This window comes from Pseudomonas sp. No.21 (assembly GCF_054558415.1).
Map to the genome: position 1 here is coordinate 26,878 of NZ_BAAJNO010000018.1, position 24,367 is coordinate 51,244.

At 67.1% G+C, this 24,367-nt stretch carries 24 protein-coding genes; 11 read left to right on the forward strand and 13 right to left on the reverse strand.

Translation table 11 applies throughout. From position 1 onward, the window contains the following. The first annotated feature begins 16 nt into the window (after positions 1-16). The 5 genes from miaB (at position 17) to lnt (ending at position 5,421) form a co-directional block, all read left to right on the forward strand. Positions 17-1,357: a tRNA (N6-isopentenyl adenosine(37)-C2)-methylthiotransferase MiaB gene (gene miaB, locus ACYJSS_RS27605; RefSeq protein ID WP_111261496.1), complete on the forward strand. Its 1,341-nt coding sequence runs from the start codon at positions 17-19 to the stop codon at positions 1,355-1,357. 90 nt (positions 1,358-1,447) lie between these two features. Continuing rightward, entirely contained in the window at positions 1,448-2,470 is a 1,023-nt protein-coding gene (locus tag ACYJSS_RS27610) for a PhoH family protein (protein WP_111261497.1), read from the forward strand. Continuing rightward, positions 2,463-2,936 (forward strand): rRNA maturation RNase YbeY, encoded by a 474-nt coding sequence (gene ybeY, locus ACYJSS_RS27615; RefSeq protein WP_111261498.1) that lies wholly within the window; start codon positions 2,463-2,465, stop codon positions 2,934-2,936. The genes ACYJSS_RS27610 and ybeY overlap by 8 nt, the downstream gene beginning before the upstream one ends. A 22-nt stretch (positions 2,937-2,958) precedes the next feature. Continuing rightward, on the forward strand, positions 2,959-3,798 hold the full coding sequence (locus ACYJSS_RS27620) for an HlyC/CorC family transporter (RefSeq protein WP_111261499.1): 840 nt from the start codon (positions 2,959-2,961) through the stop codon (positions 3,796-3,798). Between the two features lie 102 nt (positions 3,799-3,900). Further along, the gene (gene lnt, locus ACYJSS_RS27625) at positions 3,901-5,421 is read left to right on the forward strand and encodes an apolipoprotein N-acyltransferase (protein WP_111261500.1); all 1,521 of its coding nucleotides are present in this window, start codon (positions 3,901-3,903) and stop codon (positions 5,419-5,421) included. Between the two features lie 70 nt (positions 5,422-5,491). Here the strand turns inward: lnt and ACYJSS_RS27630 are convergent, their stop codons facing one another. Further along, positions 5,492-6,253 (reverse strand): YdcF family protein, encoded by a 762-nt coding sequence (locus tag ACYJSS_RS27630; protein WP_111261501.1) that lies wholly within the window; start codon positions 6,251-6,253, stop codon positions 5,492-5,494. Positions 6,254-6,278: 25 nt separating this feature from the next. Then, positions 6,279-6,722: a hypothetical protein gene (locus tag ACYJSS_RS27635; RefSeq protein ID WP_111261502.1), complete on the reverse strand. Its 444-nt coding sequence runs from the start codon at positions 6,720-6,722 to the stop codon at positions 6,279-6,281. 241 nt (positions 6,723-6,963) lie between these two features. Here ACYJSS_RS27635 and leuS point away from each other — a divergent pair, with 241 nt between their 5' ends. The 6 genes from leuS to lipA all read left to right on the forward strand — a co-directional run bounded on the left by leuS (position 6,964) and on the right by lipA (position 14,155). After that, on the forward strand, positions 6,964-9,585 hold the full coding sequence (gene leuS / locus ACYJSS_RS27640; RefSeq protein ID WP_111261503.1) for a leucine--tRNA ligase: 2,622 nt from the start codon (positions 6,964-6,966) through the stop codon (positions 9,583-9,585). 60 nt (positions 9,586-9,645) lie between these two features. Further along, complete coding sequence (locus ACYJSS_RS27645) at positions 9,646-10,251, forward strand: LPS-assembly lipoprotein LptE (RefSeq protein ID WP_111261504.1); 606 nt, start codon at positions 9,646-9,648, stop codon at positions 10,249-10,251. Between the two features lie 44 nt (positions 10,252-10,295). Next, the gene (gene holA, locus ACYJSS_RS27650; RefSeq protein WP_111261505.1) at positions 10,296-11,333 is read left to right on the forward strand and encodes a DNA polymerase III subunit delta; all 1,038 of its coding nucleotides are present in this window, start codon (positions 10,296-10,298) and stop codon (positions 11,331-11,333) included. A gap of 75 nt (positions 11,334-11,408) precedes the next feature. Beyond that, positions 11,409-11,561, forward strand: coding sequence for an alternative ribosome rescue factor ArfA (gene arfA / locus ACYJSS_RS27655; RefSeq protein ID WP_044410741.1), 153 nt, complete (start codon positions 11,409-11,411; stop codon positions 11,559-11,561). Positions 11,562-11,617: 56 nt separating this feature from the next. Then, positions 11,618-12,919: a lytic murein transglycosylase gene (locus ACYJSS_RS27660; protein WP_111261506.1), complete on the forward strand. Its 1,302-nt coding sequence runs from the start codon at positions 11,618-11,620 to the stop codon at positions 12,917-12,919. 183 nt (positions 12,920-13,102) lie between these two features. Then, positions 13,103-14,155, forward strand: coding sequence for a lipoyl synthase (lipA, locus tag ACYJSS_RS27665; protein WP_111261507.1), 1,053 nt, complete (start codon positions 13,103-13,105; stop codon positions 14,153-14,155). Between the two features lie 102 nt (positions 14,156-14,257). Here the strand turns inward: lipA and lipB are convergent, their stop codons facing one another. The 11 genes from lipB to ACYJSS_RS27720 all read right to left on the reverse strand — a co-directional run bounded on the left by lipB (position 14,258) and on the right by ACYJSS_RS27720 (position 24,320). Then, a complete protein-coding gene (gene lipB, locus ACYJSS_RS27670; protein WP_111261508.1) occupies positions 14,258-14,878 on the reverse strand; it encodes a lipoyl(octanoyl) transferase LipB in 621 nt (206 codons plus the stop codon). Then, positions 14,878-15,159, reverse strand: coding sequence for a DUF493 domain-containing protein (locus ACYJSS_RS27675; RefSeq protein ID WP_111261509.1), 282 nt, complete (start codon positions 15,157-15,159; stop codon positions 14,878-14,880). Before ACYJSS_RS27675 ends, lipB begins: the two co-directional genes overlap by 1 nt. A 94-nt stretch (positions 15,160-15,253) precedes the next feature. Then, a complete protein-coding gene (locus ACYJSS_RS27680) occupies positions 15,254-16,417 on the reverse strand; it encodes a D-alanyl-D-alanine carboxypeptidase family protein (RefSeq protein WP_111261510.1) in 1,164 nt (387 codons plus the stop codon). Between the two features lie 58 nt (positions 16,418-16,475). Continuing rightward, complete coding sequence (locus ACYJSS_RS27685) at positions 16,476-17,471, reverse strand: septal ring lytic transglycosylase RlpA family protein (RefSeq protein ID WP_371921689.1); 996 nt, start codon at positions 17,469-17,471, stop codon at positions 16,476-16,478. 12 nt (positions 17,472-17,483) lie between these two features. Further along, positions 17,484-18,488, reverse strand: a complete 1,005-nt coding sequence (mltB, locus tag ACYJSS_RS27690; protein ID WP_371921690.1) for a lytic murein transglycosylase B — start codon at positions 18,486-18,488, stop codon at positions 17,484-17,486. 14 nt (positions 18,489-18,502) lie between these two features. After that, positions 18,503-19,606: a rod shape-determining protein RodA gene (gene rodA, locus ACYJSS_RS27695; protein ID WP_178082952.1), complete on the reverse strand. Its 1,104-nt coding sequence runs from the start codon at positions 19,604-19,606 to the stop codon at positions 18,503-18,505. Between the two features lie 38 nt (positions 19,607-19,644). Continuing rightward, positions 19,645-21,546 carry a penicillin-binding protein 2 gene (mrdA, locus tag ACYJSS_RS27700; RefSeq protein WP_111261514.1) on the reverse strand — a complete coding sequence of 634 codons (1,902 nt, stop codon included), beginning with the start codon at positions 21,544-21,546 and terminating at the stop codon, positions 19,645-19,647. A gap of 9 nt (positions 21,547-21,555) precedes the next feature. Beyond that, entirely contained in the window at positions 21,556-22,023 is a 468-nt protein-coding gene (gene rlmH, locus ACYJSS_RS27705) for a 23S rRNA (pseudouridine(1915)-N(3))-methyltransferase RlmH (protein ID WP_111261515.1), read from the reverse strand. Between the two features lie 12 nt (positions 22,024-22,035). Continuing rightward, a complete protein-coding gene (gene rsfS, locus ACYJSS_RS27710) occupies positions 22,036-22,389 on the reverse strand; it encodes a ribosome silencing factor (RefSeq protein ID WP_111261536.1) in 354 nt (117 codons plus the stop codon). Positions 22,390-22,410: 21 nt separating this feature from the next. Then, positions 22,411-23,055, reverse strand: a complete 645-nt coding sequence (gene nadD, locus ACYJSS_RS27715; protein WP_111261516.1) for a nicotinate-nucleotide adenylyltransferase — start codon at positions 23,053-23,055, stop codon at positions 22,411-22,413. Beyond that, a complete protein-coding gene (locus tag ACYJSS_RS27720) occupies positions 23,055-24,320 on the reverse strand; it encodes a glutamate-5-semialdehyde dehydrogenase (protein ID WP_111261517.1) in 1,266 nt (421 codons plus the stop codon). Before ACYJSS_RS27720 ends, nadD begins: the two co-directional genes overlap by 1 nt. Positions 24,321-24,367 lie beyond the last annotated feature (47 nt).

A 24,367-nucleotide genomic window follows, 5' to 3' on the forward strand; every position in this document is an offset into this window, starting at 1 on the left:
CACCCGACGAACGTGCATGGCCAAGAAGCTTTACATCGAGACCCACGGTTGCCAGATGAACGAGTACGACTCCTCGCGCATGGTCGACCTGCTGGGCGAACACCAGGCGCTGGAAGTGACCGAGCGCGCCGAAGACGCCGATGTCATCCTGCTCAACACCTGCTCCATCCGCGAGAAGGCGCAGGACAAGGTGTTCTCGCAGCTCGGCCGCTGGCGTGACCTGAAGCAGCAGAACCCGCACCTGGTGATCGGTGTCGGCGGCTGCGTCGCCAGCCAGGAAGGCGCGGCCATCCGTGATCGCGCGCCCTATGTCGACGTGGTCTTCGGCCCGCAGACCCTGCACCGCCTGCCGGAGATGATCGACGCTGCACGCAGCACCCGCACGCCCCAGGTGGACATCAGCTTCCCCGAGATCGAGAAGTTCGACCGCCTGCCGGAACCGCGTGTGGACGGCCCCAGCGCCTTCGTCTCGGTGATGGAGGGCTGCAGCAAGTACTGCACCTTCTGCGTCGTGCCCTACACCCGGGGCGAGGAAGTCAGCCGCCCCTTCGACGACGTGCTGGCCGAGGTCATCCACCTCGCCGACAACGGCGTGCGCGAGGTCACCCTGCTCGGCCAGAACGTCAACGGCTACCGCGGCACCACCCATGACGGGCGCATCGCTGACTTCGCCGAGCTGATCCGCGTGGTCGCCGCCGTCGACGGCATCGAGCGCATCCGCTACACCACTTCGCACCCGCTGGAGTTCTCCGACGCGCTGATCCAGGCCCACGCCGAGGTTCCGGAACTGGTGAAGTTCGTCCACCTGCCGGTACAGGCGGGCTCCGACCGCATCCTCGCGGCGATGAAGCGCAACCACACCGCACTCGAGTACAAATCCCGCATCCGCAAGCTCAAGGCCGCGGTGCCGGACATCTGCATCAGCTCCGACTTCATCGTCGGCTTCCCCGGCGAGACCGAGAAGGACTTCGAAGCGACGATGAAACTGGTGGAAGACGTCGGCTTCGACTTCTCCTTCTCCTTCATCTACAGCTCGCGCCCCGGCACCCCGGCCGCCGATCTGGTGGACGACACGCCGGACGACGTGAAGAAGCAGCGCCTGCAGATTCTCCAGGGCCGCATCCACCAGCAGGGCTTCGAGATCAGCCGACGGATGGTCGGCAGCACCCAGCGCATCCTGGTGAGCGACTTCTCCAAGAAGGACCCGGGCATGCTCCAGGGCCGCACCGAGAACAATCGCATCGTCAACTTCCGCAGCGCCAACCCGCGCCTGATCGGCCAGTTCGTCGACGTCCATATCGACGACGCCCTGCCCCACTCGCTGCGCGGCACCCTGATCGACGAGACCCTGCACTGAATTCCGAGGTGCCCGAGCTTTCACAGTCGGGCACCTGGGTTTATTCTTCCTTTCCTATCCCTGCCGTTCGGCGGCCACATACAGACGACATTGAACGCACCCCTGGATTTGCACCGCTTCACCCTGGACCCCTTTGAAGCCCGTCGCTTCGCCAACCTGTGCGGCCAATTCGACGAGCACCTGCGGCTGATCGAACAGCGCATGGCCATCGAGATACGCAACCGCGGCAACCAGTTCGAACTGGTCGGCGAGCCGCAGCGTACCCAGGCCACGGAAAACCTCCTGCGCCGTCTCTACCGCGAAACCGAAGCCACCGAGCTGTCACCGGACATGGTCCACCTGTTCCTCCAGGAAACCGGCATGGAGCAGCTGGCCACCCCCGCCAAGGCCGACACCAGTGTCGCCCTGCGCACCCGCAAGGGCATGATCCGCCCGCGCGGTGCCAACCAGCAGCGCTACGTGAAGTCGATCCTCGACCACGACATCAACTTCGGCATCGGCCCGGCCGGCACCGGCAAGACGTACCTCGCCGTCGCCTGCGCCGTGGATGCGCTGGAGCGCGAGCAGGTGCGCCGCATCCTGCTGGTGCGCCCGGCGGTCGAGGCGGGCGAGAAGCTCGGCTTCCTGCCCGGCGACCTGTCGCAGAAGATCGATCCCTACCTGCGCCCGCTCTACGACGCCCTGTACGAGATGCTCGGCTTCGAGCAGGTGGCCAAGCTGATCGAGAAGCAGGTGATCGAAGTGGCGCCGCTCGCCTACATGCGCGGCCGCACCCTTAACAACAGCTTCATCATTCTCGACGAGAGTCAGAACACCACCCTCGAGCAGATGAAGATGTTCCTCACCCGCATCGGTTTCGGCTCCACGGCCGTGATTACCGGCGACATCACCCAGGTCGACCTGCCGCGCGGCACCCGCTCCGGCCTGACCCACGTGATAGACGTGCTGCGGGACGTGCCGGGCATCGCCTTCACCCACTTCAAGTCCCAGGACGTGGTGCGCCACCCGCTGGTGCAGCGCATCGTCGAAGCCTACGACCGTTACGACAATCGCAACCAGCCCAAGCCCAAGCCTGCCGACAACGACCCGGGTGCGATCGACGCCGATGCTTGAACTCGACCTGCAACTGGCCAGCGAAGCCCCCGCGCTTCCCGCTGAAGCCGACTTCCGCCGCTGGTGCGAACTGGCCCTGCGCCAGCGCAGCGCCGACTCGGAGCTGACCATCCGCCTGGTGGACGAGCCCGAGGGCCGCGAACTGAACCACACCTGGCGACACAAGGACTACGCCACCAACGTGCTGTCCTTCCCCGCCGACGTACCGGACGGGCCGGGCGGCGAACCGCTGCTGGACATCCCGCTGCTCGGCGACCTGGTGATCTGCGCCCCCGTGGTGGCACGCGAAGCCGCCGAGCAGGGCAAGTCGCCTGAGGCCCACTGGGCGCACCTGGTCATCCACGGCTGCCTGCATCTCCTCGGCTACGACCACATCGAGGACGAGGAAGCCGAGGAAATGGAAGCACTGGAACGGGATTTGCTGGCTGAACTGGGCCACCCCGACCCCTATCGCGATGACGAATGAGAAAGGCACCGAGCAAGGACATATGAGCGAAGATCGATCGAGCAACGGGCACAGGTCCTGGCTGGAAAAGCTGACCCAGGCCTTTGCCCATGAGCCGAAGAACCGCCAGGAGCTGCTGGAGCTCCTGCGCGAAGCGCATCAGAACAAGCTGCTGGACAGCGAAGCCCTGTCGATCGTCGAAGGTGCGATCCAGGTCGCCGACCTCCAGGTACGCGACATCATGGTGCCGCGCTCGCAGATGATCAGCATCAAGGCCAACCAGAGCCCGAAGGAGTTCCTCCCCGCGATCATCGACGCCGCGCACTCGCGCTACCCGGTGATCGGCGAAGGCCTGGACGACGTGATGGGCATCCTCCTGGCCAAGGACCTGCTGCCGCTGATCCTCCAGGCCCCGGAGCGCCCCTTCAACATCAAGGACATGCTGCGCCCGGCGACCTTCGTCCCCGAGTCCAAGCGCCTCAACGTCCTGCTCAAGGAGTTCCGCGCCAACCACAACCACATGGCCGTGGTCATCGACGAATACGGCGGCGTGGCGGGCCTTGTGACCATCGAGGACGTGCTGGAGCAGATCGTCGGCGACATCGAGGACGAGCACGACGTCGAGGAAGACAGCTACATCAAGCCGCTGCCCAGCGGTGACTTCATCGTCAAGGCGCTGACCCCGGTTGACGCCTTCAACGAGTTCTTCGAGACCGACTTCTCCGAAGACGAGTTCGACACCGTCGGCGGCCTGGTGATGGGCGCCTTCGGCCACCTGCCCAAGCGCAACGAGATCACCGAGATCGGTGGCTTCCGCTTCCGCGTGCTCAACGCCGACAGCCGCCGCCTGCACCTGCTGCGCCTCACCCCGCTGTCCCGCTGATGCGCCACCACGCCCGCCGCTTCCCGGCGCGGGCGTGGCCCGGCTAGACTGCGCCGCGACGAACTCCCGGGCGCCCCGCGCCACCAAGCCCAAGGACTGTGCATGAACTGGATCACCCGCCCCGGCTGGCCGGGCAACCTGCTGGCCCTGGCGGCCGGCGCGCTCACCCCGCTGGCCCTCGCGCCCTTCGATATCTGGCCCATCTCGTTGCTGTCCCTGGCGCTGTTCTACCTGGGCCTGCGCGACCTGGCGCCCAAGGCGGCCTTCGTCCGCGGCTGGTGCTACGGCTTCGGCCTGTTCATCGCCGGCACCAGCTGGATCTACGTCAGCATCCACGACTACGGCGCCGCCTCGGTGCCGCTGGCGGCCTTCCTCACCGGCGGCTTCAGCGCCGGCGTGGCGCTGTTCTTCGCCCTGCCCGCCATCGTCTGGGCGCGCTGGTTCCGCCGCAGCGAAGCGCCCCTGGCCGATGCCCTGGCCTTCGCCGCCCTGTGGCTGGCCCAGGAAGCATTCCGCGGCTGGTTCCTCACCGGCTTCCCCTGGCTCTACGCCGGCTACAGCCAACTCGACGCCCCCCTGGCCGGGCTCGCCCCGGTGGGCGGCATGTGGCTGGTGTCCTTCGTCCTGGCGCTGACCGCCGCCTTGCTGGTCAACCTCGTGCGCCTGCGCGCGCGCCCGGCCTTCCTCGCCGCCGGGGTGGTGCTGCTGGTCGGCCCCTGGATCGCCGGCCAGTCCCTGAAGGGCCACGCCTGGACCAGGCCCGCCGGCGAGCCGCTGAAAGTCGCAGCCCTGCAGGGCAACGTCGAACAGAACATGAAATGGGACCCGGCCCAGCTCAACGCCCAGCTTGCGCTGTACCGCGACATGACCTTCAACGCCGAGCAGGCCGACCTGATCATCTGGCCGGAAACCGCCGTACCGGTGCTCAAGGAATACGCCGAGGGCTACCTGTCGGTGATGAACCGCTTCGCCCTCGAGCGCAAGGCCACCCTGATCACCGGCGTGCCGATCCGCCAGGCCAACGAGCGCGGCGAGAAGCGCTACTACAACGGCATCACCGTGATCGGCGAAGGCGAAGGCACCTACCTCAAGCAGAAGCTGGTGCCCTTCGGCGAATACGTGCCCCTGCAGGACGTGCTGCGCGGCCTGATCGCCTTCTTCGACCTGCCCATGTCCGACTTCGCACGCGGCCCGACCGACCAGCAACCGCTGCTGGCCAAGGGTTACCGCATCGCGCCCTTCATCTGCTACGAGGTGGTCTACCCCGAATTCGCCGCGGGGCTCTCCGCCAACAGCGAGCTGCTGCTGACGGTGAGCAACGACACCTGGTTCGGCACCTCCATCGGCCCGCTGCAACACCTGCAGATGGCGCAGATGCGCGCCCTGGAAGCCGGCCGCTGGATGATCCGCGCCACCAACAACGGCGTCACCGCGCTGATCGACCCCTTCGGCCAGATCACCGAACGCATCCCGCAGTTCGAGAAAGCCACCCTCTACGGTGAAGTGGTGCCGATGCAGGAGCTGACGCCCTACCTAAAATGGCGCGCCTGGCCCTTGGTCATTCTTTGCGGCCTGCTGTTCGGCTGGGCCCTGCTGGCCAGCCGCATCGCCAAGACTGTCTGACTCCACGCCCCGGACCGTCACCGGGGCCGCTCCACCGTAGCGCGGGCTTCAGCCCGGGGCGCGCGGAGGGTCAGCGATAGGCCAGCGGATAGGCGAGCAGCCCTATCCACTCGTTGAGCAGCATGCCGTTCTTCCACACTGCTGGCGCCTCGGGCAGCCAGCCGCCGAACGGGTCGCCGGGGGGAACCCCGTAGGCGCCCATGGGCGCCGTCACCACCTCCAGGCCGACTTTCTCGAAGCACCAGCGCGCCCGTCGCATGTGGAAGGCCTGGGTCACCAATACGACCCTGTCGATCCCCTCCGCCTTGAGGATGCGTGCGCTCTCCACGGCGTTCTCCCAGGTGGTGCGGCTGCTGCCTTCCTGCCAGCGAACCGGCACCGACAGCTCCGACTCCAGGGTCCGCGCCATGATCGCCGCCTCGCTGGGCGGGGTGCCGTAATGCAGCCCGCCGGAGGTCAGCACCGGCAGGCCGCTGGCCTTGGCCAGGCGCGCCGCATAGCGCACACGCTCGGTGGCCAGCAGGCTGGGCTGGTCCTCGCCCCAGGCGGGGTCGCCACGCATGCGCCCGGCGCCGAGCACGACGATAGCCTGGGCGCGGGACGCCAGGCCGCTCCACTCGTCCCGGGTCAAGTGGGGTTCGGTTTCCAGCGCCCGTGCCGACCACTCGACCACCACCGGCAGGCTCATCGCCAACAAGCCGCCGAAGCCCAGCACGAAGCAGCACAGCGCCAGGCGCGGGCTGCGCCGGCGCAGCCACCAGCCGGCCAGCAGGAGCAGCAGCAGGCCACCCGGCGGCAGCAGCAATTGTTTGAAGAAATAGCGAATGGGCATCGAGCACCTCCAAGGTGCGCGAAGCCTAACGGGGATTACCGGTACGGAAAAGCTGCGAACCACAGGCCGGGCAGGCCTGCACACCCTGGCCACGCTGCCAGCTGGCGGCCGCGCCGCAAAGCGCGCAGACCAGTTGCTGGCGCCGCTTGAACAGGGGCTTGGCGACACGTGGCGAGGCCGCAGGGGTCTTGGCGGCGGTACGCGTGAGCTTGGACTTGGCCGGCTGCTGCTCGATCAACGCCAGCTCTTCGGCGGCCGCGTGCCATCCACGCAGCCAGTGCAGGTCGTTGTCGAGGTAGGCACGGATCAGCTCGAGTTCGGCGGGGCTGAGCCCTTTCAGCTCCAGCTCGCGGGGGTCCTCGTCACGCAGGCGGATGGCGGTATCGGCTTCGTCCAGCGCGAGCGCCAGGCGATGCAGCAGCCGCTCGTAGAGCCCGCTCGCCGATTCCGCTCGCCGCATCTCGCCCATCCAACGACACCTCGTTACCGCATCCGATTTTTGCAAAGCTAATGAATAGCTTAGCGCCAGGCGTCGAACCTACAGGGTGCCGCGACAAACGGTGGGCCGGGGCCTGGCGGCGGTCAATCAGGGTTTCCCTCAGCCAAGGGGGGTCATGTATGCTAAGCCGCTTGAATTTCCTTTTCAGATCAGGCCTACCGGTCCCCGGACAGCGACCCTTCTGAATGCCCATTTCTCAGCGCAAGTAGCCATGCACGAAAACTACCAGCCCCGCGAAATCGAAGCCGCCGCGCAATCCCACTGGGATTCGCAGAAATCCTTTGTAGTCAGCGAACAGCCCGGCAAGGACACCTTCTATTGCCTGTCGATGTTCCCCTACCCGAGCGGCAAGCTGCACATGGGGCACGTGCGCAACTACACCATCGGCGACGTGATCGCCCGCTACCAGCGCATGCAGGGCAAGAACGTGCTGCAGCCCATGGGCTGGGACGCCTTCGGCATGCCGGCGGAAAACGCGGCGATGAAGAACAACGTCGCCCCCGCCAAGTGGACCTACGAGAACATCGCCTACATGAAGTCCCAGCTGAAAAGCCTGGGCCTGGCGATCGACTGGTCCCGCGAAGTCACCACCTGCAAGCCGGACTACTACCGCTGGGAGCAGTGGCTGTTCACCCGCCTGTTCGAGAAGGGCGTGATCTACCGCAAGAACGGCACCGTGAACTGGGACCCGGTGGACCAGACCGTACTGGCCAACGAGCAGGTCATCGACGGCCGTGGCTGGCGTTCGGGCGCGCTGATCGAGAAGCGCGAAATCCCGATGTACTACTTCAAGATCACCGCCTACGCCGATGAGCTGCTCTCCAGCCTCGACGACCTGCCGGGCTGGCCCGAGCAGGTCAAGACCATGCAGCGCAACTGGATCGGCAAGTCCCGCGGCATGGAAGTCAGCTTCCCCTACGATGCAGCCAGCATCGGCCAGGCCGGGGCGATGAAGGTCTTCACCACCCGTCCGGACACCCTGATGGGCGCGACCTACGTGGCCGTGGCCGCCGAGCACCCGCTGGCGGCGATCGCCCTGCAGAAGCTGCCGGCCGACAAGGCCGCCGAACTGCAGGCCTTCATCGACGAGTGCAAGCGCGGCGGCGTCGCCGAAGCCGACATTGCCACCCAGGAAAAGAAGGGCCTGCCGACGACGCTGTTCGTCGAGCACCCGCTGACCGGCGAGAAGCTGCCGGTGTGGGTCGCCAACTACGTACTGATGAACTACGGCGAAGGCGCCGTGATGGCCGTGCCCGCCCATGACGAGCGCGACTTCGAGTTCGCCGCCAAGTACGGCCTGCCGGTCAAGCCGGTGGTGCGCACCAGCGCCGGCGACGAAACCCCCGCCCCCTGGCAGCCCGCCTATGGCGAGCATGGCCAGTTGATCAACTCCGGCGAATTCGACGGCCTGGACTTCCCCGGTGCCTTCGATGCCATCGAAGTGGCCCTGCAGAAGAAATCCCTCGGCCAGGCCCGCACCCAGTTCCGCCTGCGCGACTGGGGCATCAGCCGCCAGCGCTACTGGGGCTGCCCGATCCCGATCATCCACTGCCCGAGCTGCGGCGACGTACCGGTCCCCGAGGACCAGCTGCCCGTCGTGCTGCCCGAAGACGTGGTGCCGGACGGCGCCGGTTCGCCGCTGGCCAAGATGCCCGAGTTCTACGAATGCAGCTGCCCGAAATGCGGCGCCGCGGCCAAGCGCGAAACCGACACCATGGACACCTTCGTGGAGAGCTCCTGGTACTTCGCCCGCTACGCCTCGCCCACCTACGACAAGGGCATGGTCGACCCCGCCGCCGCCAACCACTGGCTGCCGGTGGACCAGTACATCGGCGGCATCGAGCACGCCATCCTGCACCTGCTCTACGCGCGCTTCTTCCACAAGCTGATGCGTGACGAAGGCCTGGTCAGCTCCGACGAGCCGTTCAAGAACCTGCTGACCCAGGGCATGGTGGTCGCCGAGACCTACTACCGCACCACCGCCAACGGCGGCAAGGACTGGTTCAACCCGGCCGATGTCGAGGTCGAGCGCGACGCCAAGGCCAAGGTCATCGGTGCACGCCTGAAGAGCGACGGCCAGCCGGTGGAAATCGGCGGCACCGAGAAGATGTCCAAGTCGAAGAACAATGGCGTGGACCCGCAGGCCATGATCGACGCCTACGGCGCCGACACCTGCCGCCTGTTCATGATGTTCGCCTCGCCGCCGGACATGAGCCTGGAATGGTCCGACTCCGGCGTCGAAGGGGCCAGCCGCTTCCTGCGCCGCGTCTGGCGCCTGGGCCAGGCCCACGTCAACGCCGGCCTGCCGGGCAGCCTGGACAAGGCCAGCCTGAACGACGCCCAGAAAGAGGTGCGCCGCGCCATCCACCTGGCCATCAAGCAGGCCAGCCAGGATGTCGGCCAGCACCACAAGTTCAACACCGCCATCGCCGCCGTGATGACGCTGATGAACGTGCTCGAGAAAGCCGCCCAGGACACCGACCAGGACCGCGCCCTGCTGCACGAAGGCCTGGAGACCGTGGCCCTGCTGCTGGCGCCCATCACCCCGCACATCAGCCACGAACTGTGGCGCGAGCTCGGCCATGCCGACCCGGTGATCGACGCCAACTGGCCCAAGGTCGATGCCGACGCCCTGGTGCAGGACAGCCTGCAACTGGTGGTACAGGTCAACGGCAAGCTGCGCGGGCACATCGACGTACCGGCCGACGCCAGCCGCGAAGCCGTCGAGGCCAGCGCGCGGGAGAACGAGAACGTGCTGCGCTTCACCGAAGGCCTGACCATCCGCAAGGTCATCGTGGTGCCCGGCAAGCTGGTCAACATCGTCGCCAACTGATTGAGCCCGGGGCCGCGTGTGGAGCGCGGCCCCGGTACGTTCGCCAAGGGGAAAACAGAAATGAAGAAACGGAATCTGCTGGTCGTGGGTCTGGCCGTGATGCTCAGCGCCTGCGGCTTTCAACTGCGCGGCACCGGCGACACCCGGTTCGCCCTGAAGGAAATCGACGTCACCGGCCGCAACAGCTACGGCGAGACCGTCAAGCAGGTCCGCGAGCTGCTGGAGAACAGCGACGTCAACGTCCACGCCGGCGCGCCCTACACCCTGGTCCTCACCCGCGAGAAGGAAGACCAGCGCACCGCCACCTACACCGGCTCCGCGCGCAGCGCCGAGTACGAGCTGAACGTCACCCTCGACTACGAGATCCGTGGCAACAAGGACCTGCTGCTGCTCAGCGACCGCATGGACGTGCAGCGCTACTACACCCACGACAGCAACAACCTGATCGGCTCCGACCAGGAGTCCAGCCAGCTGCGCGAGGAAATGCGCCGCGAGCTGGTTCAGCAACTGGCCATGCGCCTGCAACTGATCACGCCCGAGCGCCTGGATCAGCTGCAGACCGAAGCCGAAGCCAAGGCCAAGGCCGAAGCCGACGCCCTGGAAGCCGAGCGTCGCGCCGAAGAAGCCAAGCCGCAGCAATCCCCGCTGCAACTGCCCGTCCAGTAAGGTGCACGGGGCCGCTATTGCGGCCCCGGTCATTTCCCCTGCCCATGAAGCTCAACGCCGCCCAACTCAGCAAGCACCTGCAAGGCACCCTCGCGCCTGTCTACATCGTCAGCGGCGACGAGCCGCTGCTGTGCCAGGAAGCCTGCGACGCCATCCGCACGGCCTGCCGCGAGCGCGATTTCAACGAGCGCCAGGTCTTCAACGTCGAGGCCAGCTTCGACTGGGGGCAGCTGCATGAAGCCGGGGCCAGCCTCTCGCTGTTCGCCGACAAGCGCCTGATCGAATTGCGCATCCCCAATGGCAAGCCCGGGGACAAGGGCGCCGCCGCCCTGCTCGAGTACCTCTCGCGCCCGCCGGAAGACACCCTGCTGCTGGTGAGCCTGCCCAAGCTGGACGGCAGCACCCAGAAGACCAAATGGGCCAAGGCCCTGATCGACGGCCCCAACGCCCAGTTCCTGCAGATCTGGCCGGTGGACGCCCACCAGTTGCCGCAATGGATACGCCAGCGCCTGTCCCAGGCCGGCCTCGCCGCCAACCAGGAGGCGGTCGACCTGATCGCTGCCCGGGTCGAAGGCAACCTGCTGGCCGCCGCCCAGGAGATCGAGAAGCTCAAGCTGCTCGCCGAAGGCGGCCAGATCGACGCCGCCACCGTGCAGGCCGCAGTGGCCGACAGTGCCCGCTTCGACGTCTTCGGCCTGATCGACGCCGCGCTCAACGGCGAGGCCGCGCACACCCTGCGCACCCTCGAAGGCCTGCGCGGCGAAGGCGTGGAAACCCCGGTGATCCTCTGGGCCCTGGCCCGAGAACTGCGCCAGCTGGCCGGCATCGCCCAGCAGTACGCCCAGGGCGTGCCGCTGGAGAAAGCCTTCGCCTCCGCCCGCCCGCCGGTGTGGGACAAGCGCCGCCCCCTGGTCAGCCGTGCCCTGCAACGCCACCCTGCCTCGCGCTGGAACCAACTGCTCAGCGATGCCCAGCGCATCGACGCGCAGATCAAGGGCCAGGCCCCCGGCGACCCCTGGATCGGCCTCGCACACCTCGCGCTCAGCCTCGCCGGCCAGCGCCTGCCCATCCCCGCCGCCTGACACTGGACATCGCCCGCACGCGGGAGCAAGATGCGCGCGCCTGCAACCCCGCAGGCGCCCAGTGGAGAGTCGGCCATGGCCAAGCAACGCAAGAAACCCAACAAGGCGAAGAGCATCGTCGCCCAGCCCCTGTTCCGCAGCCGCCAGGAACAGCCACTGAAAGGCAAAGGCAGCTACCGCCGCGAAGCCTCCCGTAACTGGGAGGCTTCTTCGCTTCTGGCCGCCTGAAAAGGGTCATCCGTGTTAAGGTCGCGGCTTGTTTTTGCAGCTGTCGAGACCGCCCCATGCTCCTCGCCCCCGTACCCGGCCTGATTCTCCGCAGCCTGGCAGTGGCCACCACCCTCGCAGTCCTCAGCGCCTGCGCCGATACCCCGAATAGCTCCGCTCCCCTGGCCGCTGCCCCGGCGCAATCCGCCGCCCAAGCCTCTCCCGCCCAGCCGCCGGTCGCACCCGAAGTGCTGCCCGAGGAGACCTTCGAGCAATGGCGCGCCCGCTTCCGCCAGGAAGCACTGGCCGCCGGCATCCGCGCCACCATTTTCGACCAGGCCTTCCAGGGCGTAGAACCGGACCCCGCCGTGGTCAGCGCCGACCAGAGCCAGCCCGAATTCACCCGGCCGGTCTGGGAATACCTCGAAGGGGCCATGTCGCCATACCGCGTCCGCAAGGGCCAGGCCCTGCTGGCGGAACACGCGCGGATACTCGACGCCATCGAGCAGCGCTACGCCGTCGACCGCCAGACCCTGGTGGCCGTCTGGGGCATGGAAAGCAGCTTCGGCCAGTTCATGGGCGACAAGTCGGTGATCCGCTCCCTCGCCACCCTGGCCTACGAAGGCCGCCGCCCGGCCTTCGCCCACGCCCAGCTGATCGCCGCCCTGGAGATCATCCAGCACGGCGACATCAAGCCTGCCGGCATGCGTGGCTCCTGGGCCGGCGCCATGGGCCAGACCCAGTTCATCCCCACCACCTACAACACCCATGCGGTGGACTTCGACGGCGACGGCCGCCGCGACATCTGGAACTCCACCGCCGACGCCCTGGCCTCCACCGCCCACTACCTGCAGGCCTCGGGCTGGCAGAAGGGCAAGCCCTGGGGCGCCGAGGTGAAGCTGCCAGCCGGCTTCGACTATGCCCAGGCCGACACCGACACCCGCAAGACCGTGGCCGAGTGGCAGGCGCTGGGCGTACGCGTACCGCTGCCCGCGCACCTGGCCCAGGAGCGCGGCTACCTGCTGCTGCCCGCCGGCTACCGTGGCCCGGCCTTCCTGGTACTGGACAACTTCCGCGCCATCCTCAAGTACAACAACTCGTCTTCCTATGCCCTGGCCATCGGCCTGCTGTCCCAGCGTTTCGACGGCCAGGGGCTGATCGCCGGTACCTGGCCCAAGGGCGACAAACCCCTGAGCCGCACCGAGCGCATCGAACTGCAGGAGGCCCTGGCCAGCGGCGGCTACAACCCCGGTGCCGCCGACGGCATCATCGGTGCCAACACCCGCAAGGCAATCCGTGGCTACCAGCAGCAGCTCGGCTGGCCGGCCGACGGCTACCCCAACCAGCAGTTGCTCGAGCAGTTGCGCAGCGCGCGCTGAAGCGCCCCGCCTGAACGGCGCAACGGGCCGCCCGGCCCCGGCCGGGAGCCCCGCAGACCGTACAGGCGGGCAGTTGACCATCCGGTCATTTCGCTCCAGCCGAGACCGGCCGCTGTGTTACACTGCGCCACCCCTTTTTTGCCCCCGTGGCAGCCAACTGAGCCTCTAGCGGAGCCAGTTCCGATGTCCGATTCAGCCCCGTCCAAACCCGTCGCCAGTGGCGAGAAGTTCCGTAATGCCCAGGGCATCACGGCGATCAAGGATGGCCAGAAGCGCCGCGCCTCGGCCGAACCCCAGGTATTCGAACCCAAGCCCAGCTGGCTGCGGGTGAAGGCTCCCGGCGGCAGCCGTTTCGAGGCGGTCAAGCGCAACGTCGGCGAGCACCGCCTGAGCACCGTGTGCCAGGAATCCCATTGCCCGAACATGGGCGAGTGCTGGTCCAACGGCACCGCCACCATCATGTTGATGGGCTCGGTGTGCACCCGCGCCTGCCGCTTCTGCGCCGTGGACACCGGCAACCCCAATGGCTGGCTGGACCAGGAAGAGCCGCAGAACACCGCCAAGTCCGTCGAGCTGATGGCGCTGCGCTACATCGTGCTGACCTCGGTGGACCGCGACGACCTGGACGACGGGGGCGCCAGCCACTACGCGGCCTGCGTGCGCGCCATCAAGGAACGTACCCCCAATGTGGTGGTGGAGGCCCTGACGCCCGATTTCGACGGCGACCTCCAGGCCATCGAGCGCGTGGTCGACTCGGGCCTCGAGGTGTTTGCGCAGAACGTCGAGACGGTCAAGCGCCTGACCCATGAGGTACGCGACCCCCGCGCCGGCTACGAGAAGACCCTGAACGCCCTGGCGCACGCCAAGCGCCACCGCCCGTCCGTGCTGACCAAGACCAGCCTGATGCTCGGCCTGGGCGAGACCGACGAGGAAGTCATCGAGGCCATGGACGACCTGCGCGCCATCGGCGTCGACATCCTCACCCTCGGCCAGTACCTGCAACCGACCCGCAACCACCTCAAGGTCCAGCGCTGGGTCAGCCCCGAGGAGTTCAACCGTTTCCGCGACATCGGCCTGGAGAAGGGCTTCATGGAAGTCGCCGCCGGCCCGCTGGTACGTTCCAGCTACCGCGCCGACCGCGTGTTCGAGAAGAACAACCTGGGCCTCGCCGCGCCGGTCCCGGTGCCGGGCCAGCCCCAGGACACCAGCCTCATTCCCGCCCTCAACCTGGGTTGAACGGCCACGGCAAGGCCGCCCCGGGAAACCGGGGTGGAGTGCGATGAAGGGAAATCAGGACTTCGAAAAAAGGCGCCCACCGGGCGCCTTTTTCGTATCTGCCTAGCGCGGGTAGAGCCGGTCGCGCAGGACGCGCTCCAGCCGCTGCGCCACCTCGTCGAACGACGGCGGCGAATCGAGCAGCTCACGGAGCTGCACCATCTTCAGCCCAGCGTAGCCGCAGGGATTGATGCGCTGGAAGGGCGACATGTCCATGTCCACGTTGAGTGCCAGGCCATGGAAGGAGCAGCCGCGGCTGACCCGCAGCCCCAGCGAGGCGATCTTGTCGCCCGCGACATAGACGCCGGGGGCATCCGCCTTGGGCGCGGCCTCGATGCCATAACCGGCCAGCACATCGACCAGGCTCTGCTCCATGGTGGTTACCAGCTCACGCACACCCAGGCCCAGGCGGCGCAGGTCGAGCATCAGGTAGCCCACCAGCTGGCCGGGGCCGTGGTAGGTCACCTGGCCGCCACGATCGACCTGCACCACCGGGATGTCACCCGGCGCCAGCAGGTGCTCGGCCTTGCCGGCCTGCCCCTGGGTGAATACCCGGGGGTGCTGCAGCAGCCAGATTTCATCGGGGGTGCTGTCGTCGCGCTCGGCGGTGAGCCGGCGCATCGCCTCCAGGGTCGGCAGGTATTCGGCCAACCCCAGGTGACGGACGATGAGCTCGGGCGCCACTAGAGCACCATGTGCACGCGGCCGGTAGCACGCAGGTCGACGTGAATCGCCTGCAACTGGTCGACGCTGGTGGCGGTGATCAGTACCTGCACGGAGAGGAAGCGGCCGTTGCGGCTGTCGCGTGCCACCAGGGTGGTGACGTCGAGGTCCGGCGCATGGCGCTGGATGATCTCGACGACCAGGTCGGAGAAGCCCTCGCCGGCATCGCCGATCACCTTGATCGGGTAGCGCTCGCAGGGGAATTCGATTTTCGGGGCTTGTACGTCGGTTTCGTCGGTCATGGCGGCGGCGGACTCGTGGCCCGCGATGCGGACGCCCCGCCACCCGGGTGGGGTGCGGGGCGTCGGCTCAGTAGGTCGGTTGGTACGGCTCGGCTCAGTTGAACAGGCCGAAGAAGAACAGGCGGATGCTATCCCACAGGCGGCGGAAGAAGCCACCTTCTTCGACGGCCTCCAGGGCGACCAGGTCGGCGCTGTGCACCACCTTGTCGTCCAGCTTGACCTCGACCTTGCCGATCACATCGCCCTGCTTGATGGGCGCGACCAGCTGCGGGGACAGGGTCATGGCCGCCTGCAGTTTCTGCAGCTGGCCCTTGGGCAGGGTCATGGTCAGGTCGCTGGCCAGGCCGGCCTTCACTTCGCGGGACGCGCCCTTCCAGACCTGGGCTTTGGCCAGCTCGGCGCCCTTCTGGTAGAAGGTCTTGGTCTCGAAGAAACGGAAACCGTAGGTCAGCAGCTTCTGGGTCTCGGCGGCACGGGCCTGCTCGCTGTTGGTGCCGAACACCACGGCGATCAGACGCTGGTTGTCACGCACGGCGGAGGCCACCAGGCAGAAGCCGGCTTCCTCGGTGTGACCGGTCTTCAGGCCGTCGACGGTCTTGTCGCGCCACAGCAGCAGGTTGCGGTTGGGCTGCTTGATGTTGTTCCAGAAGAACTCCTTCTGCGAGTAGATGGCGTAGTGCGCCGGGTCCTCGTAGATGATCGCGCGGGCCAGGCGGGCCATGTCGTGCGCGGTGGAGTAGTGCTCCGGGTTGGGCAGGCCGGTGGCGTTCATGAAGTGGCTGCCGGTCATGCCGAGCTTCTCGGCAGTGGTGTTCATCATGTCGGCGAAGGCATCTTCGCTGCCGGCGATGTGCTCGGCCACGGCGACGCTGGCATCGTTGCCGGACTGGATGATGATGCCGTGCAGCAGGTCGCTCAGGGACACCTGGGTGTTGACCTGGACGAACATGCGCGAACCGCCGGTGCGCCAGGCGTGCTCGCTGATGGTCACCGGGTCGTTCTCGCCGATCTGGCCCTTGCGGATCTCCAGGGTGGCGATGTACGCGGTCATCAGCTTGGTCAGGCTCGCGGGCGGCAGGCGCTCGTCACCATTGTTCTCGACCAGGACCTGGCCACTGGCGGCATCCATCAGCACATAGGCCTTGGCAGCCAGTTGCGGCGGCGACGGGACGATCTGCTCGGCGGCCAGGGCGACCGGCGAGGCGATGATCAGGACTGCTGGCAGTAGAAGGCGTTTCGCAAAGCTGATGATGTTCATCCGTCTCTCTGAAGTTGCTAATGGTCTAACAGGCCCTCGCGGGCTAAGAACGAAGCCGTCAGTCCGGCTTCACCAGGGTCGGCTGGCCGAGGTTGGCCAGGCGAACGCTGTCCTGCAATTGCTGCGCTTCACCCTGCGTGTCGATCGGCCCCAGGCGAACCCGGTGCAGGATCTGCTGATTGCGCACGACCGAGCTGATGAATACCGGGGCACTCACCATCCCGCTCAGCTTGTCCTTGAGGAGCTCCGCAGCGTCCGGATTGGCGAAGGCGCCCACCTGGAGATACAGGCCAGAGGCTCCGAGTGAACCGTTTTTTTTTGCGTCGATCTGCACGGGCAGCACGGCGGCCGCGTGCTGCGCGGGCGGCGGGGTGTACTGCTCGACCGGTGCGCTGGCGACCTGCACGGGCGCGGGCGCCGGCTGGGGCTTGGCCACCTGCTGCGGCTGCGCCAGCACCATCGGCACCGGGCGGCCCTGGGCGGCCCACCACTCGTTGGGGTCGATGCCCTCGACCTTGACCCGCGCGGTGCCGGTCTCGGCGTAGCCGAGCTTCTTCGCGGCGGCGAAGGACAGGTCGATGATGCGGTCGGAGTAGAACGGGCCACGGTCGTTCACGCGCAGGATCACCGTGCGGCCGTTGTCCAGGTTGGTCACCTTGACGTAGCTCGGCAGCGGCAGGGTCTTGTGCGCGGCGGTCATGCCGTAGAGGTCGTAGGCCTCGCCGTTGGCGGTGGCCTGCCCGTGGAACTTGGTGCCGTACCAGGAGGCGGTGCCGGTGGCCTGGTAGCGGCGCGCATCGCTCATCGGGTAGTAGGTCTTGCCCAGCACCGTATAGGGGTTGGCCTTGATCGAGCCGTAGTGCGGCATCGGCACCGCGTCGGGGATCCGCGAGACGTCGACGTCCCACCAGGGCGCGCCGTCCTTGTGCGGACGCGAGTAGTCGCCAGGACCGGAGATCGGCCCGCCTTGTTGTACCGGCTGCGGGGAACGGCTGCTGGAGCAGCTGGCAAGCAGCAGCACCAGGGCACCGTAAGCAGCGAATCTGATCGGCATCTGCCGCATGTGTTAACGCCCGCCCCGCGCATTGACCAAGGATTCTGAAAGCTGATGCACCGCCATGGAATACATCACGCTGCGATTGTAGCGGGTGATCACGTAGAAGTTGGGCAGGCCCATCCAGTACTCCATGCCGTCCGCACCATCCAGCCTGAAGGCCGTGACGGCGAGATCATCGCGCAAGGCATCCCCGCTTGCCCAGCCCAGGGCACGCAGTTCGCCGACATTCTTCACCGGGTCCAGGCCTTCGGTGAGGCCCTGCTCGGCATTCTCGCCACGTACCTGGGCGCGGCTGACCACCGGCTCGCCGGCCACCCAGCCATGACGCTTGAAGTAGCTGGCGACGCTGCCGATGGCGTCCACCGGGTTGGTCCAGATATCGATGTGGCCGTCGCCGTCGAAGTCCACCGCATAGGCGCGGAAGCTGCTGGGCATGAACTGCGGCAGCCCCATGGCGCCGGCGTAGGAGCCCTTCAGGGTGAGCGGGTCGACCTGCTCCTCGCGTGCCAGCAGGAGGAACTCCTTCAACTGCTTGCGGAAGAATTCGGCACGTGGCGGGTAGTCGAAGCCCAGGGTCGACAGGGCATCGATCACCCGGTAGCTGCCGGTGTTGCCGCCATAGAACGTCTCGACGCCGATGATGGCGACTATCACCTGGGCCGGCACGCCGTACTCTTTCTCGGCACGGGCCAGGGCGTCGGCGTGCTGGTTCCAGAACGCCACGCCTTTCTGGATGCGCGCATCGGTGATGAAGATCGGGCGGTATTCCTTCCACGGCTTGACCCGTTCGGCCGGCCGCGAAATCGCGTCGAGGATCGCCTGCTTGCGTTCCACCTCGCGGAACAGGCTGACCAGCTGCTCCCCGGCGAAGCCGTAGTCGCGGGTCATCTCCGCAACGAACTCGGCGACCTGCGGGCTGCCTTCGTAGTCCCCCGCCAGGGCCGGCGCGGCGGCTCCCAGCACGCCGCCGAGACCCAGGGTCCCCCGCACCATCCAGCTGCGCAGTCTTTTCAAATTATTCACTCGTATCAAACCTGGGCGATCCACTTGCGATGGGTATGGATGGCCATCAAAACCCCAAACCCTGACAGCAGCGTAACCAGCGAAGTTCCGCCGTAGCTAATGAAGGGAAGGGGCACTCCCACCACCGGCAGCAGGCCACTGACCATGCCGATGTTGACGAACACGTAGACGAAGAAGGTCATGGTCAGGCTGCCCGCCAGCAACTTGCCGAACAGGGTCTGTGCCTGGGCGGTGATGACCAGGCCGCGACCGATCAGCAGCATGTAGACCAGCAGCAGGATGCACACGCCGACCAGGCCGAACTCTTCGCCGAGGACGGCAATGATAAAGTCCGTGTGGCTTTCGGGCAAAAAATCCAGGTGCGACTGGGTGCCCAGCAGCCAGCCCTTGCCGAATACCCCGCCCGAGCCGATCGCCGCCTTCGACTGGATGATGTTCCAGCCGGTGCCCAGCGGGTCGCTTTCCGGGTCGAGGAAGGTCAGCACGCGCTGCTTCTGGTAGTCGTGCATGACGAAGAACCACATCCCCACCGCGATCGGCACCACCGCCGTGACCGCGCCGAGTATCCAGCGCCACTGCAGCCCGGCCATGAACAGCACGAACGCCCCCGAGGCGAGGATCAGCAGCGCGGTGCCGAGGTCCGGCTGGCGCACCACCAGGATGAAGGGCACCACGATCAGCGCCAGGCTCACCACCACATGCTTGAGCTTGGGGGGCAGCGTTCGCTTGGACAGGTACCAGGCGATGGTCGCCGGCATGAGGATCTTCATGAACTCCGCGGGCTGGAAGCGGATCACCCCGGGGATATTGATCCAGCGGGTGGCGCCCATGGCGTTGTGGCCCATGATGTCGACCACGATCAGCAGCGCCACGCCGCCGACGTAGCCCAGGGGCACCCAGCGGGCGAGGAAGCGCGGTTCGAACTGGGCGATCACCACCATCGCCACCAGCCCCAGGCCGAAGGACGACGCCTGCTTCATCAGCAGGTCCCAGTGCTTGCCACTGGCCGAATAGAGGACGAACAGGCTGCCGGCGGCCAGCACCAGCAGGAGCAGCAGCAACTGGCCATCGATGTGCAGGCGCTGCAGCAGGCTGGCGCGGCGGCGCATCACGTCCTCGTTGGACAGGGTGCGGTCGAAGTTGCTGTTCATCGGCTCGGGCTCTTCTCGGCGGTCAGGGGCGCCTGCGGCGACTGGAACTCGGGCTTGAGCTGCCCATCGGGGCCCAGCAGCCAGGCGTCCATCACCTGCTTGACCACGGGCGCGGCGACACCGGAGCCGGATTCACCGTTCTCCACCATCACCGCGACGGCGATCTTCGGGTTGTCGGCCGGGGCGAAGCCGATGAACAGCGCGTGGTCGCGGTGGCGTTCCTGGACCTTCGAGCGGTCGTACTTCTCGCCCTGCTTGATCGCCACCACCTGCGCGGTACCGGACTTGCCGGCGATGCGGTAGACCGAGGTATCGCCGACCTTGCGAGCGGTGCCCCGCGCGCCGTGCATCACCTGCTCCATGCCGGAGCGCGCGTAGTCCCAGAACTTCGGGTCGCGCAGCGTGATGTCCGGCATCGGGTTCGGATCTTCAGGAGCCTTGCCCTCGATGGTCTTGGCCAGGTGCGGGCGGATCCACTTGCCCCGGCTCGCCATCAGCGCGGTGGCCTGGGCCAGTTGCAGCGGCGTGGCCTGCATGTAGCCCTGGCCGATGCCGAGGATCAGCGTCTCGCCCGGGTACCAGGCCTGGCGGTAGCGGGCGCGCTTCCAGTCGCGCGACGGCATCAGCCCGGTGGTCTCCTCGAACATGTCCAGGGCCACCTTCTGGCCGAAGCCGAAGCGGCTCATGGAAGCATGCAGGCGGTCGATGCCCATCTTGTGGGCAAGGTCGTAGAAGTAGGTGTCGTTGGACCGCATGATCGCGGTCTCCAGGCTCACCCAGCCATCACCGGTGCGGTTCCAGTTGCGGTACTTGTGATCGTAGTTGGGCAGTTGGTAGAAGCCCGGGTCGAACACCCGCGACTCGGGGGTGACCACGCCGGCCTCCAGCCCGGAGACCGCCACCATCGGCTTGACCGTCGACCCCGGCGGATAGAGCCCGCGCAGCACGCGGTTGTACAGCGGCCGGTCGATGGAGTCGCGCAGCTCGGCGTACTGCTTGAAGCTGATGCCGGTGACGAAGGGGTTGGGATCGAAGCTCGGCTGGCTGACCATCGCCAGCACATCGCCGCTGGACGGCTCGATGGCCACGATGGCGCCCCGGCGCCCGCCAAGGGCCGCTTCCGCCGCCTCCTGCAGGCGCGTATCGATGGTCAGCACCAGGTCCTTGCCCGGCTTCGGATCGGTGCGCTTGAGCACCCGCAGCACACGGCCACGGGCGTTGGTCTCGACTTCCTCGTAACCCACCTCGCCGTGCAGCGTGTCCTCGTAGAAGCGCTCGATGCCGGTCTTGCCGATGTGGTGGGTGCCGCTGTAGTTGATCGGGTCGAGCTCCTTGAGCTCCTTCTCGTTGATGCGCCCGACGTAGCCCACCGAATGGGCGAAGTGCGCACCCTGCGGGTAGTGGCGCACCAGTTGCGCGACCACCTCCACGCCCGGCAGGCGGAACTGGTTCACCGCCACGCGGGCGATCTGCTCCTCCGACAGCTCGAAGAGGATGGGCACCGGCTCGAACGGGCGGCGCCCCTGCTTCATGCGCTTTTCGAACAGCGCGCGGTCATCCGGCGTCAACTGCAGCGCTTCGACTATCACATCCAGCGTCTGCTCCCAGTCGCCGGCGCGCTCACGGGTCACCGTCAGGCTGAAGCTCGGGCGGTTGTCGGCGATGATCAGCCCGTTGCGGTCGTAGATCAGGCCACGGGTCGGCGGGATCGGCTGGACGTGGACGCGGTTGTTCTCGGAAAGCGTCGAGTGGTACTCGTACTGGATCACCTGCAGGTAATAGAGGCGGGCGATCAGCACGCAGGTCAGCAACAGCACCAGCACCGCGCCGACGACGACGCGACGACGCACCAGGCGGGCATCCTTCTCGTGGTCTTTCAGGCGGATCGGCTGCGGCATCGGTACGGCTTACTTGTGATAGGGGTGGCCGGACAGCACGGTCCAGGCTCGATAGATCTGTTCGCCCACCAGGATCCGCACCAGCGGGTGCGGCAGGGTCAGCGGCGACAGCGACCAGCGCTGTTCGCTGCGCGCGCAGACCTCCGGTGCCAGCCCTTCCGGGCCGCCGACCATGAGGTTCACGGTGCGCGCGTCGAGGCGCCAGCGGTCCAGTTCCACTGCCAGTTGCTCGGTGCTCCAGGCGCGGCCTTCGACTTCCAGGGTGACGATGCGTTCCCCGGGCTGCACCTTGGCCAGCATCGCCTCCCCTTCCTGGCGGATCATCCGTGCCACGTCGGCATTCTTGCCGCGCGTGGTCAGGGGTATCTCCACCAGCTCCAGGGAAAGCTCGGCAGGCAGGCGCTTGGCGTACTCGTGCCAGCCCTCCTCCACCCAGCGGGGCATGCGCGAGCCGACGGCGATCAGACGCAGACGCAAAGCGGTGCTCCGTTATTCCTGGGGATGCTGGGCGCGGCTCTGCTCGGCACCCTGCCACAGGCGCTCGAGGTCGTAGAACTGGCGGGTGGCGACCTGCATCACGTGCACGACCACATCGCCCAGGTCCAGCAGGGCCCACTCGCCGCTGTCCAGGCCTTCGCTGCCCAGCGGGCGCTGGCCCTGTTCCTTGACCTTCTCCAGCACGTTGTCGGCGATCGACTTGACGTGGCGGCTGGAGGTGCCGCTGGCGATCACCATGAAGTCGGTGACGCTGGTCTTGCCGCGCACATCGATGGTGGTGATGTCCTGGGCCTTCATGTCTTCCAGGGCCGCGATGGCGACCTTGACCAGTTCTTCGTTTTGCATCGGTTCTTCTACCTCGATCAATCAGTTCGTCGCACGGTACAGGCCGTGCTCATGGATATAGGCCAGCACCGCGTCGGGTACGAGGAAGCGTACCGAGCGCCCGGTGGCCAGCAGCTGGCGGATCTGCGTGGCGGAAACCGCCAGCGGCGCCTGCCATACAAAGGAAATCTGTCCGCCCCGCCCGGCCAGGGCCAGGGGATCGGCGATGCTGCGCGCCGCCAGCAGGTCGCGCAGGGCTTCCGGTGGTTCACTGTCGGCGTCCGGCCGTTGCAGCACCAGGATGTGGCAGTGCTCCAGCAGCTCCTCCCAACGGTGCCAGCCCGGCAGGCCGCAGAAGGCATCCCAGCCCAGCAGCAGGTACAGCGAGTCGTCGGCGCCGAGTTCGGCGTGCAGCGACTCCAGGGTGTCGATGGTCCAGGACGGCCGGTCGCGCTTGAGCTCACGATCGTCCACCACCAGCGGCGGCAGGTCCGCCACCGCGCGCTGGACCATTTCCAGGCGATCGGCCGCGGACACCTGCGGCGTCTCGCGGTGCGGCGGCCTGGCGCTGGGGATCAGGCGCAACTCGTCGAACCCCATCAGCTCGGCGACCTCCAGCGCACCACGTAAGTGGCCGATGTGCACAGGATCGAAGGTACCGCCGAACAGACCGATGCGTTTGCCCATCAGGTGCGCACGTGACCGTCGCCGAAGACCACGTATTTCTCGCTGGTCAGGCCCTCCAGGCCGACCGGCCCGCGGGCGTGCAGCTTGTCGGTGGAGATGCCGATCTCCGCGCCCAGGCCGTACTCGAAGCCATCGGCGAAGCGCGTCGAGGCATTGACCATCACCGAGGCGGAATCCACCTCGGTGAGGAAACGGCGGGCGTCGCTGAAGTTCTCGGTGATGATCGCGTCGGTGTGCTGCGAGCCGTAGGCGTTGATGTGCTCGATCGCCTCATCCAGGCCCGCGACGATGCGGATCGACAGGATCGGCGCGTTGTACTCGGTGCGCCAGTCTTCCTCGGTCGCCTCCAGCACGTCGCCGCCCAGCAGCGCGCGGGTGGCGGCATCGCCACGCAGCTCCACCTGCTTGTCGCGGTAGATGGCGGCCAGCGGCGGCAGCACGCGCTCGGCGATGCCGGCATGCACCAGCAGCGTCTCCATGGTGTTGCAGGGTGCGTAGCGCTGGGTCTTGGCGTTGTCGGCGACGCGGATCGCCTTGTCCAGGTCGGCGGCGATGTCGATGTAGACATGGCAGATACCGTCCAGGTGCTTGATCACCGGCACCTTGGCCTCGCGGCTGATGCGTTCGATCAGGCCCTTGCCGCCGCGCGGGACTATCACGTCGACGAACTCCGGCATGCTGATCAGCGCGCCCACGGCGGCGCGGTCGGTGGTCTCGACCACCTGCACCAGTTCGGCCGGCAGGCCGGCGTCGGCCAGGCCCTTCTGGATGCAGGCGGCGATGGCCTGGTTGGAATGGATGGCCTCCGAGCCGCCCCGCAGGATGGTGGCGTTGCCGGACTTCAGGCACAGGCTGGCGGCGTCTATGGTCACGTTCGGGCGCGACTCGTAGATGATGCCGATCACGCCCAGCGGCACGCGCATCTTGCCCACCTGGATGCCCGAAGGCAGGTAGCGCATGTCGCGGATCTCGCCGATCGGGTCCGGCAGGGTGGCCACCTGGCGCAGGCCCTCGATCATGTCGTCGATGCGTGCCGGGGTGAGCGCCAGGCGATCCAGCATGGCGGGCTCCAGGCCGTTGGCCCGGCCATTGGCCAGGTCCTGCTCGTTGGCGGCGGACAGCTCGGCGCGAGCGGCGTCCAGTGCATCGGCGGCGGCCAGCAGGGCGCGGTTCTTCTGCGCGGTGCTGGCACGGGCGGCCACGCGCGAGGCGGCGCGCGCGGCGCGGCCCAGGCGGGTCATGTAATCGAGAACGGACTCGGTCATGGTCTCGGCGGTCTGGCAGTTGGGAAAAGTGGGCGATTATAGCCCGC